The 13217-nt window shown below is 60.5% G+C and carries 13 protein-coding genes; 11 read left to right on the forward strand and 2 right to left on the reverse strand.

Going from position 1 to position 13217, the window contains the following annotated elements:
• Nucleotides 1–68: 68 nt before the first annotated feature.
• Nucleotides 69–1463: an amino acid permease gene (locus UIB01_RS07850; protein WP_038658550.1), complete on the forward strand. Its 1395-nt coding sequence runs from the start codon at nt 69–71 to the stop codon at nt 1461–1463.
• Nucleotides 1464–1685: 222 nt separating this feature from the next.
• On the opposite strand, the gene UIB01_RS07855 is transcribed toward UIB01_RS07850, so the two are convergent.
• A complete protein-coding gene (locus tag UIB01_RS07855) occupies nt 1686–2819 on the reverse strand; it encodes an aminotransferase class V-fold PLP-dependent enzyme (protein WP_038658553.1) in 1134 nt (377 codons plus the stop codon).
• A 75-nt stretch (nt 2820–2894) separates the two neighbouring features.
• On the opposite strand from UIB01_RS07855, the gene UIB01_RS07860 reads away from it, so the two are divergent.
• From UIB01_RS07860 to UIB01_RS07875, 4 genes are all read left to right on the forward strand, one after another.
• A complete protein-coding gene (locus tag UIB01_RS07860; protein WP_038658555.1) occupies nt 2895–3515 on the forward strand; it encodes a TetR/AcrR family transcriptional regulator in 621 nt (206 codons plus the stop codon).
• A 38-nt stretch (nt 3516–3553) separates the two neighbouring features.
• Complete coding sequence (locus UIB01_RS07865; RefSeq protein WP_038665527.1) at nt 3554–4450, forward strand: radical SAM protein; 897 nt, start codon at nt 3554–3556, stop codon at nt 4448–4450.
• A gap of 132 nt (nt 4451–4582) precedes the next feature.
• On the forward strand, nt 4583–5194 hold the full coding sequence (locus UIB01_RS07870; RefSeq protein WP_038658557.1) for a DUF4823 domain-containing protein: 612 nt from the start codon (nt 4583–4585) through the stop codon (nt 5192–5194).
• Between the two features lie 55 nt (nt 5195–5249).
• A complete protein-coding gene (locus UIB01_RS07875; RefSeq protein ID WP_038658560.1) occupies nt 5250–5816 on the forward strand; it encodes a DUF1285 domain-containing protein in 567 nt (188 codons plus the stop codon).
• A gap of 64 nt (nt 5817–5880) precedes the next feature.
• On the opposite strand, the gene UIB01_RS07880 is transcribed toward UIB01_RS07875, so the two are convergent.
• Entirely contained in the window at nt 5881–7536 is a 1656-nt protein-coding gene (locus UIB01_RS07880) for an electron transfer flavoprotein-ubiquinone oxidoreductase (protein ID WP_038658563.1), read from the reverse strand.
• 330 nt (nt 7537–7866) lie between these two features.
• On the opposite strand from UIB01_RS07880, the gene UIB01_RS07885 reads away from it, so the two are divergent.
• The 6 genes from UIB01_RS07885 (at nt 7867) to UIB01_RS07910 (ending at nt 13194) form a co-directional block, all read left to right on the forward strand.
• Complete coding sequence (locus UIB01_RS07885; RefSeq protein ID WP_024161593.1) at nt 7867–8616, forward strand: electron transfer flavoprotein subunit beta/FixA family protein; 750 nt, start codon at nt 7867–7869, stop codon at nt 8614–8616.
• On the forward strand, nt 8617–9546 hold the full coding sequence (locus UIB01_RS07890; protein ID WP_038658572.1) for an electron transfer flavoprotein subunit alpha/FixB family protein: 930 nt from the start codon (nt 8617–8619) through the stop codon (nt 9544–9546). It abuts the gene before it with no gap.
• A 127-nt stretch (nt 9547–9673) separates the two neighbouring features.
• Nucleotides 9674–10498 carry a substrate-binding periplasmic protein gene (locus UIB01_RS07895; RefSeq protein WP_038658575.1) on the forward strand — a complete coding sequence of 275 codons (825 nt, stop codon included), beginning with the start codon at nt 9674–9676 and terminating at the stop codon, nt 10496–10498.
• 50 nt (nt 10499–10548) lie between these two features.
• The gene (locus UIB01_RS07900) at nt 10549–10863 is read left to right on the forward strand and encodes a DUF4398 domain-containing protein (protein WP_180983560.1); all 315 of its coding nucleotides are present in this window, start codon (nt 10549–10551) and stop codon (nt 10861–10863) included.
• On the forward strand, nt 10860–11657 hold the full coding sequence (locus UIB01_RS07905; protein WP_038658580.1) for an OmpA family protein: 798 nt from the start codon (nt 10860–10862) through the stop codon (nt 11655–11657). The genes UIB01_RS07900 and UIB01_RS07905 overlap by 4 nt, the downstream gene beginning before the upstream one ends.
• A 106-nt stretch (nt 11658–11763) precedes the next feature.
• On the forward strand, nt 11764–13194 hold the full coding sequence (locus UIB01_RS07910) for an aminotransferase-like domain-containing protein (protein ID WP_038658584.1): 1431 nt from the start codon (nt 11764–11766) through the stop codon (nt 13192–13194).
• The last annotated feature ends 23 nt before the right edge of the window (nt 13195–13217 follow it).

The raw sequence follows: 13217 nt of genomic DNA on the forward strand, positions 1-13217 counted from the left end.
GCGCGTTGCCTTCTTTCGCGCCGACACAAGCGGCGCTTTTCTTGCCCTGAAGATCCACAAGGTGGCGTATGACCGCTGAAACGCTGCACACCGGACCGCTCCAGCGCGGTCTGAAGAATCGTCATATCCAACTGATCGCCCTGGGCGGGGCAATTGGGACGGGGCTGTTCCTGGGGTCGGCCGGGGTTCTGAGAAGTGCCGGGCCATCAATGATCCTGGGTTACGCAATCGGTGGCTTCATTGCTTTTCTGATCATGCGCCAGCTCGGTGAGATGATCGTCGAGGAGCCTGTGGCAGGATCGTTCAGCCATTTCGCGCACAAATATGGCGGCGGTTATGCGGGGTTTCTTTCCGGCTGGAATTACTGGGTGCTGTACGTCTTGGTGGGCATGGCCGAGCTTACGGCGGTCGGCAAGTACGTGCAGTTCTGGTGGCCTGATATTCCGACCTGGGCCACAGCCGCGGCGTTCTTCGTGCTGATCAATCTGATTAATCTCAGCAACGTCAAAGCCTTCGGTGAGGCCGAGTTCTGGTTTGCCATCGTCAAGGTCGCCGCCATTGTCGGCATGATCCTGCTCGGGCTGTTCCTGCTAGTCAGTGGCCAAGGGGGCGAGCAGGCAAGCATCAGCAACCTATGGACGCACGGCGGATTCTTCCCCAATGGCTTCAGTGGCATGCTGCTGGCGTTGGCGATCATCATGTTTTCCTTCGGCGGGCTGGAACTGGTCGGCATCACGGCGGCAGAAGCGGCCGAGCCAAAAACCGTCATTCCCAGGGCTATCAATCAGGTCGTGTATCGCATACTGATCTTTTACATCGGTGCGCTGACGGTGCTGCTGGCGCTTTACCCTTGGGATGCGTTGCTGTTGACGCTGGGTACGGCGGGCGATCCTTACAGTGGCAGCCCCTTCGTGCAGATATTTTCGCTGATCGGCAGCGATACGGCGGCGCACCTGCTGAACTTTGTCGTGCTGACTGCAGCGCTGTCGGTCTATAACAGTGGCGTGTATTGCAACAGCCGAATGTTGTACGGCCTGGCAGAGCAGGGCGATGCACCGCGCAGCCTTATGAAAATCAACTCCCGCGGTGTGCCGGTTCTCGCGGTCGGGGTGTCGGCATTGGTGACGCTGCTTTGCGTGGGGGTGAACTACCTGTTCCCACAAGGTGCGCTCGAACTGCTGATGTCCCTTGCGGTGGCTGCGCTGGTTATCAACTGGGCGATGATCAGTCTTGCGCATCTGAAATTTCGTCGTGCCATGCAACGCCAAGGCGTTGAGCCGAGCTTCAAGGCGTTCTGGTTCCCACTGAGCAATTACCTATGCCTAGCCTTCGTCTGCGGGATCCTGATCATCATGCTATGGCTGCCCGGCATCCGCATGTCGGTATTCGCCATTCCGGTCTGGGTCGGGTTTCTCTGGCTGTGCTACCGGCTGCGGGCTCGTTTGCTGGCGAAAGCGGTATAAGCGTTTCACGGCGAGCGCGGACAAAAAAAACCCGGTTTCCTGAGAAGCCGGGCCAAGACCATTAGGAGTATGAAATCGCAATCCTAGCGACCTCATCTGGCTGGGTAGTGGGGGGATTGCCCGGCCAGTTACTCAAGTATTAGCGCTGCATCTGCACCCTGCAGGCGCATTTGCACGATTCTTAAACGCATTTGGAATACATGTCTCAGTGGTTGATCGCCATCAGTGCGCAGCCATGTCCCGTAGCAAAGCAAGCGTTTCTTCGACCACCCGTTCTGGGGTGTAAAAATGTGGCGAGAAGCGGATACCCCCCCCACGCATTGCGCATACCACCTGTTCTGCTTTGAGTCGTTCGAACAGCTCGGCATTTTTCCAGCCCTCGAGACGAAATGTGATGATGCCGGAGCGGCGTTCCGCCTGGACTGGGGATATGGTCTCGATTCCGTTCAGCTTGGTGAGCCCCTGAGCCAGCCACTCGATTCGTTCGCCTAGTGATTTGGCGACTTGCTCCATCCCGACATCCTCCAGCAGCGACAGGCTGGCTTCCAGGGCCATCGCACCCAGCAAGTTCGGGCTGCCGCACTCAAAGCGTCTGGCGCTGCGTGCGGGCTCCCAGTCGGTGCGGTCGTAGTCGCCAGCGTGTTCCAGCATGTGCCAGCCGTATTCGTGCAGCTTCAGTCGTTCGCGCAGGTCGCTGCGGCAATAGAAAACGCCGAGCCCTTCCGGGCCGAGCATCCATTTATGGCCGTCAGCCATGGCAAAGGCGCAGCGGTTCTGCTGCACATCGAAGGGCAGGGCGCCCAGCTGCTGGATCGCATCGATACACAAGAGTACGCCGCGGTGCTCGCAGCCTTCACCTAGGCGGACCAGATCCAGGCGCATGCCGCTGGCGTATTGAACGGCGCTGATCGCCATCAGGCGTACCCGTGGGCCGCATGCCGCCAGCAAGTCGCCTTCAGGGTCGGTGCCCTGGAGGTTGACCTGAATCACTTCTACGCCGTACGGCCGTAACGCCTCCCAGACAACGCGGTTCGACGGAAACTCTTCATCGCTGATGACGATCTGGTCGCCGTCTCTCCAGTCCAGCCCGAATGCAACGAACGACAGCGCTTCAGAGGTGTTCTTCACCAGCGCCACATCGGCGCTGCTGGGTGCGTTCAACAGTCGCGTCAGGCGTTGGCGCAGGCTTCGTTCTACTGTCAGCCAAGATGGATAGTCGCGCGCACCGAGGGTCGCGTTCTGTTCGGCAAAAGCGCTGACGGCGCGCGCTGCTCGCAGCGGCCAGGGCGCGACGGCGGCATGGTTCAGATATCGCAAATCGACTATTTGCGGAAATTCGTCATTTATTTGAATCATGTTTGGATGTTCCGTGCATTTCATGACCGGTTAGGCATAATGGCTGCCTCGAATCAGCCTTCAAGCAGCCTTCCTATGCAGAATGAACCTCGTAAGGTCCGCGAATTTCGTCGCCGCGAACAGGAAATCCTCGATACCGCGTTGCAGCTTTTTCTCGACCAGGGAGAGGACAGCGTTACTGTCGAGATGATTGCCGATGCGGTCGGTATCGGCAAAGGCACGATCTACAAGCACTTCAAGTCCAAGGCCGAAATCTACCTGCGGCTGATGCTCGACTACGAGCGCGACCTGAATCAGATCCTCCACTCGCCTGATCTGGACCACGACAAGGAAGCGCTTTCGCGCGCCTACTTCGAATTCCGCATGCGTGATCCTCAGCGCTATCGGCTGTTCGACCGCCTCGAAGAAAAAGTGGTCAAGGGCAATCAGGTGCCGGAGATGGTCGAGCAGCTGCACAGCATCCGCGCCTCCAACTTCGAGCATCTGACCCAGCTGATCAAAGGTCGCATCGCCGAAGGCAAGCTCGAAGACGTGCCGCCGTACTTCCACTATTGCGCCGCTTGGGCGCTGGTGCATGGTGCGGTGGCGCTGTACCACTCGCCGTTCTGGAGCAACGTACTGGAAGATCAGGACGGCTTCTTTCAGTTCCTGATGGACATCGGCGTGCGCATGGGCAACAAGCGCAAGCGTGACTGAATTGCTGGCAGCGTGAAGATCGAACAGACATGGACGCAATGAGCGCGAGCGAGTTTCCCATTCGCTACATAGAACCGGTATTTCGGCCGCCCAGCGAGGCGCATTCGCTGATCCTGCCGGTAACCAATGGTTGTTCTTGGAACAGCTGCACCTTCTGCGAAATGTATACCGCGGCGCAGAAGAAGTTTCGCGCCCGCGATGAGGCTGAGGTGCTTGAGGAGATCCGTCGCTGCGGCGAGCAACTGATCGTGCAGCGCGTGTTCCTCGCTGACGGCGATGCGCTGGTGCTCCCAACTCGCAGGCTGTTGAAAATCCTTGAGCAGGTTCGCCTGTGTTTGCCTGAAGTACAGCGCGTCTCCAGTTATTGCCTGCCGCGCAATCTGCGCAAGAAGTCCGTTTCGGAGCTGCGGGAGCTCGCAGATGCCGGACTTGGCATGGCCTATGTCGGCGCTGAGTCCGGGGATGATGAGGTGCTGGCGCTGGTCAACAAGGGCGAAACCTATGAATCGACCCTTAGTGCGCTGGATAAGCTGGGGCAGGCGGGAATCACCCGCTCGGTGATGATTCTTAACGGCCTGGGCGGGCGCCGTCTGAGCCGGCAGCACGCACGCAACTCCGCGCGGTTGATGAACGAAGCACAGCCCGAGTTTCTGTCCACGCTGGTGGTCAGTTTTCCGCAGGGCGAGACCCGCTTTCGGCAAGCCTTTGAAGATTTCGAAATGCTGCCGCCGGACGAGCTGCTTCGTGAGTTGGAATGGCTGCTGGGCGATCTCGAGTTGAGCGACACGGTTTTTCGCAGCGATCATGCGTCTAACTATCTGGTGCTCAAGGGCGTGCTTGGCGTTGATAAGCAAGGCCTGTTACGTCGAGTCCGTGAAGCTATCGAGGACCCGCGTAACGCTCCGCTGCGCCAGGAGTGGCAGCGCGGGCTGTAACCGAAGCGGCAATACGGATTCTCGGGCAGAGAGCGTTGCGGGAACGGACCTGCCAGGGCATGAAGTGGCGTGGATGCTGCATTGGCTGTCGGATCGTCGGTTTTTCGTCGCCGGCCACTGGAGGTAAGTTCCATGCGTTATCTGTTAGGAGTGCCAGGCCTGCTGGCAATGCTCGCGCTGGCGGGCTGCATGAAGGTCAGCGACATGGCCGAGGGCACCCGCTATCACCTGCGCGATGCTGGCATTCTCGATCATAGCGAGACCCGCCGTTCCAGCTCCTGGCGGCTGCAGCCTGACTCTTTCATCTATATCGCTCAGGGCCATTTCGTGCCGCCAGGGGACGTTTATCCGAGGCCAAATGTCGTCGCGGAAGAGGCCTTCAATGGCTTTGTTGAATACTTTCCGATGGTCCGCCGGGCCCGAGATCCTATGGGGCTGGAGGAGGCGATGGGGCAGGCTTCTGAGGCTGGCGCCCATTATCTGCTGTACCTGCGATTCGCTGCCGCCGATGACCGCATCGGCAGCTTCGATGAGCTGAATGATCAGCGCGCGCTGGACCGGCTTGGCGTCGACAGCGGGGTGGTACAGCTGATGCTGGTGGAAACCGGTACGCGTTATCTGGTCGATACGGCCCGTATTCGCAGTCGTGGCGGTGTGCTTGGCATCTACGACGCTAGACCAGAACAACTCTTGCGTCCGCCTTTGCAGGACTATGCTCGTCGGTTGTTGGGCCTGTCACGTTGAGTGATGTGGCAGTATCGGGAGCAGGCGATTACCTCATTCAACCGAGGAGGACCGAATGACCGATACAGGCAAGGCTGGGGATCTGCTGGCGCAGCTTTCCGCTGGCGAGAAGAAAGGGTTGCCGCCGGTGCACCTGTGGAACCCTCCGTTCTGTGGTGATCTGGACATGCGCATTGCGCGCGATGGGACCTGGCACTATCAGGGTTCACCAATCGGGCGTGCAGCGATGGTGCGTCTGTTTTCCACCGTGATTCGCCGCGACGGCGACGATTATTTTCTGGTCACGCCGGTGGAAAAGGTCGGGATCCGGGTGGATGACGCGCCCTTCGTCGCGGTGCGACTGGATGTTAGTGGGGAGGGCGAAGGGCAGCTGCTGCGCTTCGTCACCAACGTCGATGATGAGGTTGAGGTGGGTAAGGAGCATCCGCTGCGGGTAAGCCTCGATCCGCAGACCCAGGAGCCGTCGCCCTACATTCACGTGCGCGCCAATCTCGAGGCGCTTGTTCATCGCAACGTGTTCTATCAGCTGGTGGATCTGGCCGTGCCGGGTGACGTGGATGGCGAGAGCTGGCTCGGTGTGTGGAGCGGCGGTCTGTTCTTTCCCATTGGTCGTGCCGAATAGCGATCGCTGCATGTCGCTTTCAACGGCGATAAAAAAAGGCTCCCGAGGGAGCCTTTTTTGTTGCTTACATGTTGGGGTAATTCGGCCCGCCAGTACCTTCCGGCGCCACCCAGGTGATGTTCTGCGCCGGGTCCTTGATGTCGCAGGTCTTGCAGTGCACGCAGTTCTGCGCGTTGATCTGGAAGCGCTTGCTGCCATCGTCGTTGCTTACGACCTCGTAAACGCCGGCCGGGCAGTAACGCTGTGCTGGCTCGTCGTACATCGGCAGGTTCTTCTCGATCGGAATGCTCGGATCGGTCAGCTTCAGGTGAACCGGCTGCTCTTCCTCGTGGTTGGTGTTGGAGAGGAATACCGAGGAGAGCTTGTCGAAGCTCAGCTTGCCGTCCGGCTTGGGATAGTCGATCTTCTTCGACTCGGCAGTCGTCTTGAGGCAGGCGTAGTCCGGCTTGGTGTCATGCAGGGTGAAGGGGATCTTGCCGCCGAAGATATTCTGATCGATGAAGTTGAACGCGCCACCCTTGATTGCGCCCCACTTGTGAATGGCAGCGCCGAAGTTGCGGCTCTTGTACAGCTCGTCGTACAGCCAGCTGGACTTGAAGCCCTCTTCGTACGCGGTCAGTTCGTCGCCACCTTCGCGCCCGGCCAGCAGCGCGTCCGCAGCGGCTTCGGCAGCCAGCATGCCGGACTTCATCGCCGTGTGGCTGCCCTTGATCTTGGCGAAGTTCAGGGTGCCGGCATCGCAGCCGATCAGCGCGCCGCCGTTGAACACCATCTTGGGCAGACAGTTGATGCCGCCCTTGGCGATCGCACGTGCGCCATAGGAAACGCGCTTGCCGCCTTCCAGGTACTGCTTAATCACCGGATGATGCTTGTAGCGCTGGAATTCGTCGAACGGCGACAGATACGGGTTGCTGTACGACAGGTCGACGATCAGGCCGACGACCACCTGGTTGTTTTCCAGGTGATACAGGAAGGAGCCGCCGGTGTTTTCGTCGTTCAGCGGCCAGCCCGCGGTGTGCACGACGAGGCCCTGCTCATGCTTGGCCGGGTCGATGTCCCAGAGTTCCTTGATGCCGATGGCGTAGTGCTGAGGGTCGACGTTGGCGTTGAGCTGGAAGCGGTTGATTAGCTGCTTGCCGATGTGACCGCGGCAGCCTTCGGCGAACAGCGTGTACTTGGCGCGCAGCTCCATGCCTGGCGTGTACATGCCTTCCTTGGGATTGCCTTCGCGGTCGACGCCGAGGTCACCAGTGACGATACCGCGCACAATGCCGTTCTCGTCGATCAGCGCTTCCTGAGCGGCGAAGCCGGGGTAGATCTCGACACCCAGGTTTTCGGCCTGCTGGGCCAGCCAGCGGCACAGGTTGCCGAGGGATATGATGTAGTTGCCTTCGTTGTGCATGGTCTTGGGGACCAGTGCGTTGGGCAGCTTGCTGGCGGCTTCGGCGGTCTTGAGCAGGTAGATGTCGTCACGCTTGACCGGCGTGTTGAGCGGGGCGCCGAGCTCTTTCCAGTCAGGGAACAGCTCATTCAGTGCGCGCGGCTCGAAGACTGCGCCGGATAGAATATGGGCGCCTACTTCGGAGCCTTTCTCAACGACGCATACACTGATTTCCTGACCAGCGTCGGCGGCTTTCTGCTTCAGGCGGCAGGCTGCGGATAGGCCTGCAGGGCCGGCGCCGACGATGACAACGTCGAATTCCATGTATTCGCGTTCCATTGGGCTTTCTCCTACTCAGGGCTTGGTTGTTATATAAGTGGTGGAGGGCTGTGATCGGTCCCTGACCGAGCCGGGCCGGCGCATTATATATAGACGCTCGAATCGGTCCAATACAAACGTTTGTTTGAATTTTCTGGAAGCCTGTTAGAATCGCTCGAACCGCGTCGTTATGACGGGTCATATGCGTTGTTGACCCCGTCCGCGGCCTGCGGTCAAGATACGGACGGTTTGCACTCGCCGAACAGGGCAGCGGCTATCAAAACCCCAGCCACGAGCAAGGCTCGGTTCGCCTCGGCGGAATTCTATTCACCGGAGAGTAACGAGGAATCCATGAAGGTTCTTGTAGCTGTCAAACGAGTGGTCGATTACAACGTCAAGGTTCGCGTCAAGGCGGACAATTCCGGCGTTGACCTCGCCAACGTCAAGATGTCGATGAACCCCTTCTGCGAAATTGCCGTGGAAGAAGCCGTTCGCCTGAAAGAGAAGGGCGTGGCGAGCGAAATCGTTGTCGTCTCCATCGGTCCGACCGCTGCCCAGGAGCAGCTGCGCACCGCGCTGGCGCTGGGCGCCGACCGCGCCGTGCTGGTCGAGTCCAACGATGAACTGAACTCCCTGGCTGTCGCCAAGCTGCTCAAGGCCGTGGTCGACAAGGAGCAGCCGCAGCTGGTCATCCTCGGCAAGCAGGCCATCGACAGCGACAACAACCAGACCGGGCAGATGCTTGGTGCGTTGACCGGTTATGCCCAGGGCACCTTCGCTTCCAAGGTGGAAGTGGCTGGTGACAAGGTCAACGTGACCCGCGAAATCGATGGCGGTCTGCAGACCGTCGCGCTGAGCCTGCCGGCGATTGTCACCACCGACCTGCGTCTGAACGAGCCGCGCTACGCGTCGCTGCCGAACATCATGAAGGCCAAGAAGAAGCCGCTGGAAGTGCTGACTCCCGATGCGCTGGGTGTCGCCACCGCCTCTACCGTGAAGACCCTGAAAGTCGAAGCACCGGCTGCCCGCAGCGCCGGTATCAAGGTCAAGTCCGTGGCTGAACTGGTCGAGAAACTGAAGAACGAGGCGAAGGTAATCTAAATGACTATCCTGGTTATCGCTGAACACAACAACGCCGTCCTCGCGGCCGCTACTCTGAACACCGTTGCCGCAGCCAAGGCCATCGGTGGCGACATTCACGTACTGGTGGCCGGCAGCGGCTGCGGTGCCATTGGCGAAGCAGCCGCTCAAATCGAAGGCGTGGCCAAGGTACTGGTCGCTGACGATGCGGCCTATGCCAATCAGCTTCCGGAAAACGTTGCACCGCTGATCGCCGACCTGGCTAAGAACTACAGCCACGTGCTGGCTGCAGCGACCACCAACGGCAAGAACTTCCTGCCGCGCGTTGCCGCTCAACTGGACGTCGACCAGATCTCCGAGATCATCGCGGTTGAAAGCGCCGATACCTTCAAGCGCCCGATCTACGCCGGTAACGCCATCGCTACCGTGCAGTCCAGCGCCGCGATCAAGGTCATTACCGTGCGTGCTACCGGCTTCGATGCCGTCAATGGCACTGGAGGTTCGGCTGCGGTCGAGCAGATCTCCGGCTCCGGTGATGCCGGCAAATCCGCCTTTGTTGGCGAAGAGCTGGCCAAGTCGGATCGTCCTGAGCTGACCGCTGCCAAGATCGTCGTATCTGGCGGCCGTGGCATGCAGAACGGTGACAACTTCAAGCACCTGTACTCGCTGGCCGACAAGCTCGGTGCTGCGGTTGGTGCCTCGCGCGCCGCGGTCGATGCGGGCTTCGTGCCCAACGACATGCAGGTCGGCCAGACCGGCAAGATCGTCGCACCGCAGCTGTACATCGCGGTCGGCATCTCCGGTGCCATCCAGCACCTGGCCGGTATGAAGGACTCCAAGGTGATCGTCGCGATCAACAAGGACGAGGAAGCCCCGATCTTCCAGGTAGCTGACTACGGCCTGGTTGGCGATCTGTTTGAGATCGTGCCGGAGCTGGAGAAGCTGGTCTGAAGCCCAGCGCTGCAGGAAAGAACCCGCTCATGTAGCGGGTTTTTTCATGGGGGATGGACGGGTTTGCCGGTGTAACATCGGCTAAACCCGATCGGCATCGGTTCAATCGCGCAACAAGGGGATTTTCATGCGTTTCGCTTTTCCGTTGAAAACGGTGTTGATCGCGTTGGTGTTGGCAACGCCACTTCCGGCAGCAGCCGCGGGAAAGTGCGACCGCCTGGTCGCTACCGGCGCAGCCGACAACCCACCGTTTCTCTGGCGCGACCCGCAGAATCCGAAGCGCCTGATGGGCGCCAATGCCGATCTGCTCGGGCAGATCGCCAAGTCGCTCAATCTGAAGCTGGATCTGCTTTACACCGGGGACCGGACCAAGGCGCTCGACGAAGTGCGCAGTGGGCGGGTCGATGTGCTGGCGGATGCGACCCTGACCGTGCAGCGGCTCGAGGAGATGGATTTCGTCCACCCCTCCATCCTGCAGCTGCAGACCGTGGCCTGGGTGCGAAATGAGCCTGGGTTTTTCTACGCGAGTCGCGAAGATTTGCGAGGCCACACAGGTATGACGGTTGGGGCGAGCCGCTTGGGCAGTGAGTTCGACGCCTTCGCCAAGGGCAATCTGCAGTTGCAACAGGTTGCCAGTCTATCTCAGGGGCTGCAGAGGCTAGTGGCGGGTGGTGCCGATTACCTGTTGCATGAGCGCTATAGCGCTATCGCTGCAGCCGATGCGGCAGGCGTGCTGGACAAGGTTCAGCGTCTTGAACCTCCGGTTGCCGCCAGAGACATGCACCTTGCCATCTCACATGACTCCGCCTGCAATGATCCCTGGCTGCGCGGACAACTGGCGCGGAAGATGACAGAATTGCGTGCCGCCGGCGTGCCGGAGCAGTTGGTGGCGCATAATTTGACAGTCTGGAAGAACCAGCAGTCGGAGCGGGCAAGCGCTCCGAAGAACTAGGATTCGCCGTGTTGAAATGTTTAGTCCTTAGTGCCTCGCTCGCCTTGCTCATGCTGGGCGGCTGTGCCAATGATCCCGTCCCGACCGAACAGCTGCGCCTAAGCGAGCAGGCCGTGGCACAAGCCCGTTCCATGGAAGCTTCCGAAGCTTATGAGGAGCTGGTAAGGGCCGAAAGCAACCTGAGCGCAGCTCGTGCAGCGCTGGCGGCTGGCGACAATCGCGAGGCGCGCATGTTGGCCGAGCAGGCGGAGCTGGATGCGCGGCTGGCGGAGGCACGAGTGCTAAAGGATCAGCGCCAGGCGCAGATTGACGATCTGACTCGGCGTATCCAGCGTCTACGCCAGCAGCTGGGAGAGGTTCGGTGAAGGCTAGTATTTCCCTCCTCCTGGCCGCGCTGGCGCTGGTCGGCTGCACAAGCCCGGACACCGAAAACGAAATCGCCCAGGCGTCCGCAGCGCTGGAGCGCGTCCAGGCCGACAGTATGGTTCAGCGCAGCGCGCCGAAGGACCTGCAGCGTGCGCTGGAAACCCTGCAGCGCGCCGAGCGCTTCAATGACTACTGGGGCGGGGCCGAGGATGCTCGGCACTACGCTTACCTGAGCCGACGCTACAGCGAAATCGCCGCGCAACAGGGTGAATTGCTGCAGCATCAGGAGCAGGTGGCGCGTCTGGAGATGGAGCGCGACCGGCTGCGGCGCATGCTGCAGGATGCCCGTCTTATGACTGCCGAACAGCAGGGGCGCTGGCTGGAAGATCAGATGATGAGCCTGGCGGCCAGTGAGACCGACCGCGGCCTGGTGATGACGCTGGGTGACGTGCTCTTCCACCCTGACAGTGCCGAGCTTGGCAACTCGGCCAACCGCACCTTGCTCAAGCTGGTGCACTTCCTTCAGCTCAATCCGCAGCGCAAGGTGCGCATCGAGGGCTACAGCGACAGCCGTGGCGACCCGCATGCCAATCTCGAACTGTCGCGCGCGCGGGCGCAAACGGTGGCCGAGCTGCTCATCAGCCTAGGCATCGAAGCTGAGCGCGTCGAGGTACGCGGCTACGGCGAGCGTTTTCCGATCGCCGAAAACGCTTCGGCGCGCGGGCGTGCGCAGAATCGGCGCGTAGAAATACTGTTTTCCGATGCTGCGGGCAATCTCGGCCCCGATCGCTAGTAGGCTGTCTGCATAGACTGTTTCGCCCATCCGCAGCTTAACTGTATTGGTCCGCTGCGGCTGCCCTGAGCTACTGTTACGGTTCAGTTGGCAGGAGACCGGCGAGATGACCAATCTGTTGCTCTATCAGCGCATTGCCCAGCAGCTCGCCGAGGACATCCGACGCGGTGTGTATCGGCCCGGCGAGCGCGTGCCTTCGGTGCGCAAGATGAGCCAGCGGCTCAGCGTCAGTCATGCGACGGTGTTGCAGGCGTATGCCAATCTCGAGGATCAGGGCATGATCCGTGCACGGCCGCAGTCCGGCTTCTATGTGCACCAGACGCCGGTCCTCACCGCGCCAACGCCGGATATTGCCCAGGTCGAACGGCCAACCCTGGTTACCCGCAGTAGCATCATCAATCAGGTGCTCAGCGAGTCACGCCGCGAGGGTTTGATCCCGCTGGGGGCTGCAGTACCTCATGTCGACTATCTGCCGGTTCGCGCGCTGCATCAGCAGCTGGCCAGGGTCACGCGCTTCCAGAGCCCACGGGCGTTCAGCTACATGTTCAGCCCTGGCTATGAGCCCTTGCGTCGCCAGGTAGCGATTCGAATGCGTGACGCCGGAGTGGTGGTCGATTCCGGTGAAATCGTCATCACCCATGGGTGCGTCGATGCGCTGCAGATGTCGCTGCGTGTACTTACCAGGCCCGGTGATCTGATTGCTGCCGAGTCGCCGACGTACTACGGGTTGTTGCAGCTGGCCGATCTGCTGGGGCTCAAGGTCATCGAAATACCCAGCGACCCGGATACCGGCATGAGTCTGGAAGCCTTGCAGTTGGCGGCGGGACAGTGGCCGATCAAGGCGCTGGTCCTGACCGCGCGGCTGAGCAATCCGCTGGGTGTTAGCATGCCGGACCATCGCCAGAAGCAGCTGCTGAGCCTGGCCGCGCGGTTCGACATCCAGATCGTCGAGGACGATATCTACGGCGAACTGATGTTCGATCAGGGCCAGTACAAGGCGCTCAAGTCCAATGATCGGGACGGACGTGTCATCTACTGTTCCAGCTTCTCCAAGACGCTCTCGCCTGGCGTGCGGATCGGCTGGGTCATCGCTGGCCGGCATCAGCCGGAGATCGAGCGCCTGCAGACGTTCAGCACTCACTCCGCCTGCAGCGTCACGCAAATGGGCGTGGCGGCTTATCTCGAGAATGGCGGCTACGACCGCCACCTGCGGGCGATTCGCCAGGAGTACCGCAAGAACCTCAGTGCCTTCCAGCTGGCGGTGCAACGCTACTTCCCGGAAGGCACCCAGATGACGCGGCCCAAGGGAAACTTCATTCTGTGGGTCAGCCTACCGGTGCGGGTCAATACCCAGGAGCTTCACGTGCGGGCGCTGGCGCAGGGCATCAGCATCGCGCCGGGGTTGATCTTCAGTAACACTGAACAATTCAATCACTGCATTCGTCTCAACTGTGGGCTGCCCTGGAACAACGAGACCGAGCGCGCGCTGCGCACACTTGGGCAGCTGGCTTCGGAGTTGTGCCAGGACGCACAATAACGTTTTGACCCCGCAGTCCTGAG

The organism is Stutzerimonas decontaminans (assembly GCF_000661915.1).
Lineage (GTDB): Bacteria > Pseudomonadota > Gammaproteobacteria > Pseudomonadales > Pseudomonadaceae > Stutzerimonas > Stutzerimonas decontaminans.

Excerpts from the sequence above, each read along its gene's own strand:
- UIB01_RS07850 (WP_038658550.1), top strand. The coding sequence starts at position 69 with ATGACCGCTGAAACGCTGCACACCGGACCGCTCCAGCGCGGTCTGAAG.
- UIB01_RS07855 (WP_038658553.1), bottom strand. The coding sequence starts at position 2,819 with ATGATTCAAATAAATGACGAATTTCCGCAAATAGTCGATTTGCGATAT.
- UIB01_RS07860 (WP_038658555.1), top strand. The coding sequence starts at position 2,895 with ATGCAGAATGAACCTCGTAAGGTCCGCGAATTTCGTCGCCGCGAACAG.
- UIB01_RS07865 (WP_038665527.1), top strand. The coding sequence starts at position 3,554 with ATGAGCGCGAGCGAGTTTCCCATTCGCTACATAGAACCGGTATTTCGG.
- UIB01_RS07870 (WP_038658557.1), top strand. The coding sequence starts at position 4,583 with ATGCGTTATCTGTTAGGAGTGCCAGGCCTGCTGGCAATGCTCGCGCTG.
- UIB01_RS07875 (WP_038658560.1), top strand. The coding sequence starts at position 5,250 with ATGACCGATACAGGCAAGGCTGGGGATCTGCTGGCGCAGCTTTCCGCT.
- UIB01_RS07880 (WP_038658563.1), bottom strand. The coding sequence starts at position 7,536 with ATGGAACGCGAATACATGGAATTCGACGTTGTCATCGTCGGCGCCGGC.
- UIB01_RS07885 (WP_024161593.1), top strand. The coding sequence starts at position 7,867 with ATGAAGGTTCTTGTAGCTGTCAAACGAGTGGTCGATTACAACGTCAAG.
- UIB01_RS07890 (WP_038658572.1), top strand. The coding sequence starts at position 8,617 with ATGACTATCCTGGTTATCGCTGAACACAACAACGCCGTCCTCGCGGCC.
- UIB01_RS07895 (WP_038658575.1), top strand. The coding sequence starts at position 9,674 with ATGCGTTTCGCTTTTCCGTTGAAAACGGTGTTGATCGCGTTGGTGTTG.
- UIB01_RS07900 (WP_180983560.1), top strand. The coding sequence starts at position 10,549 with ATGCTGGGCGGCTGTGCCAATGATCCCGTCCCGACCGAACAGCTGCGC.
- UIB01_RS07910 (WP_038658584.1), top strand. The coding sequence starts at position 11,764 with ATGACCAATCTGTTGCTCTATCAGCGCATTGCCCAGCAGCTCGCCGAG.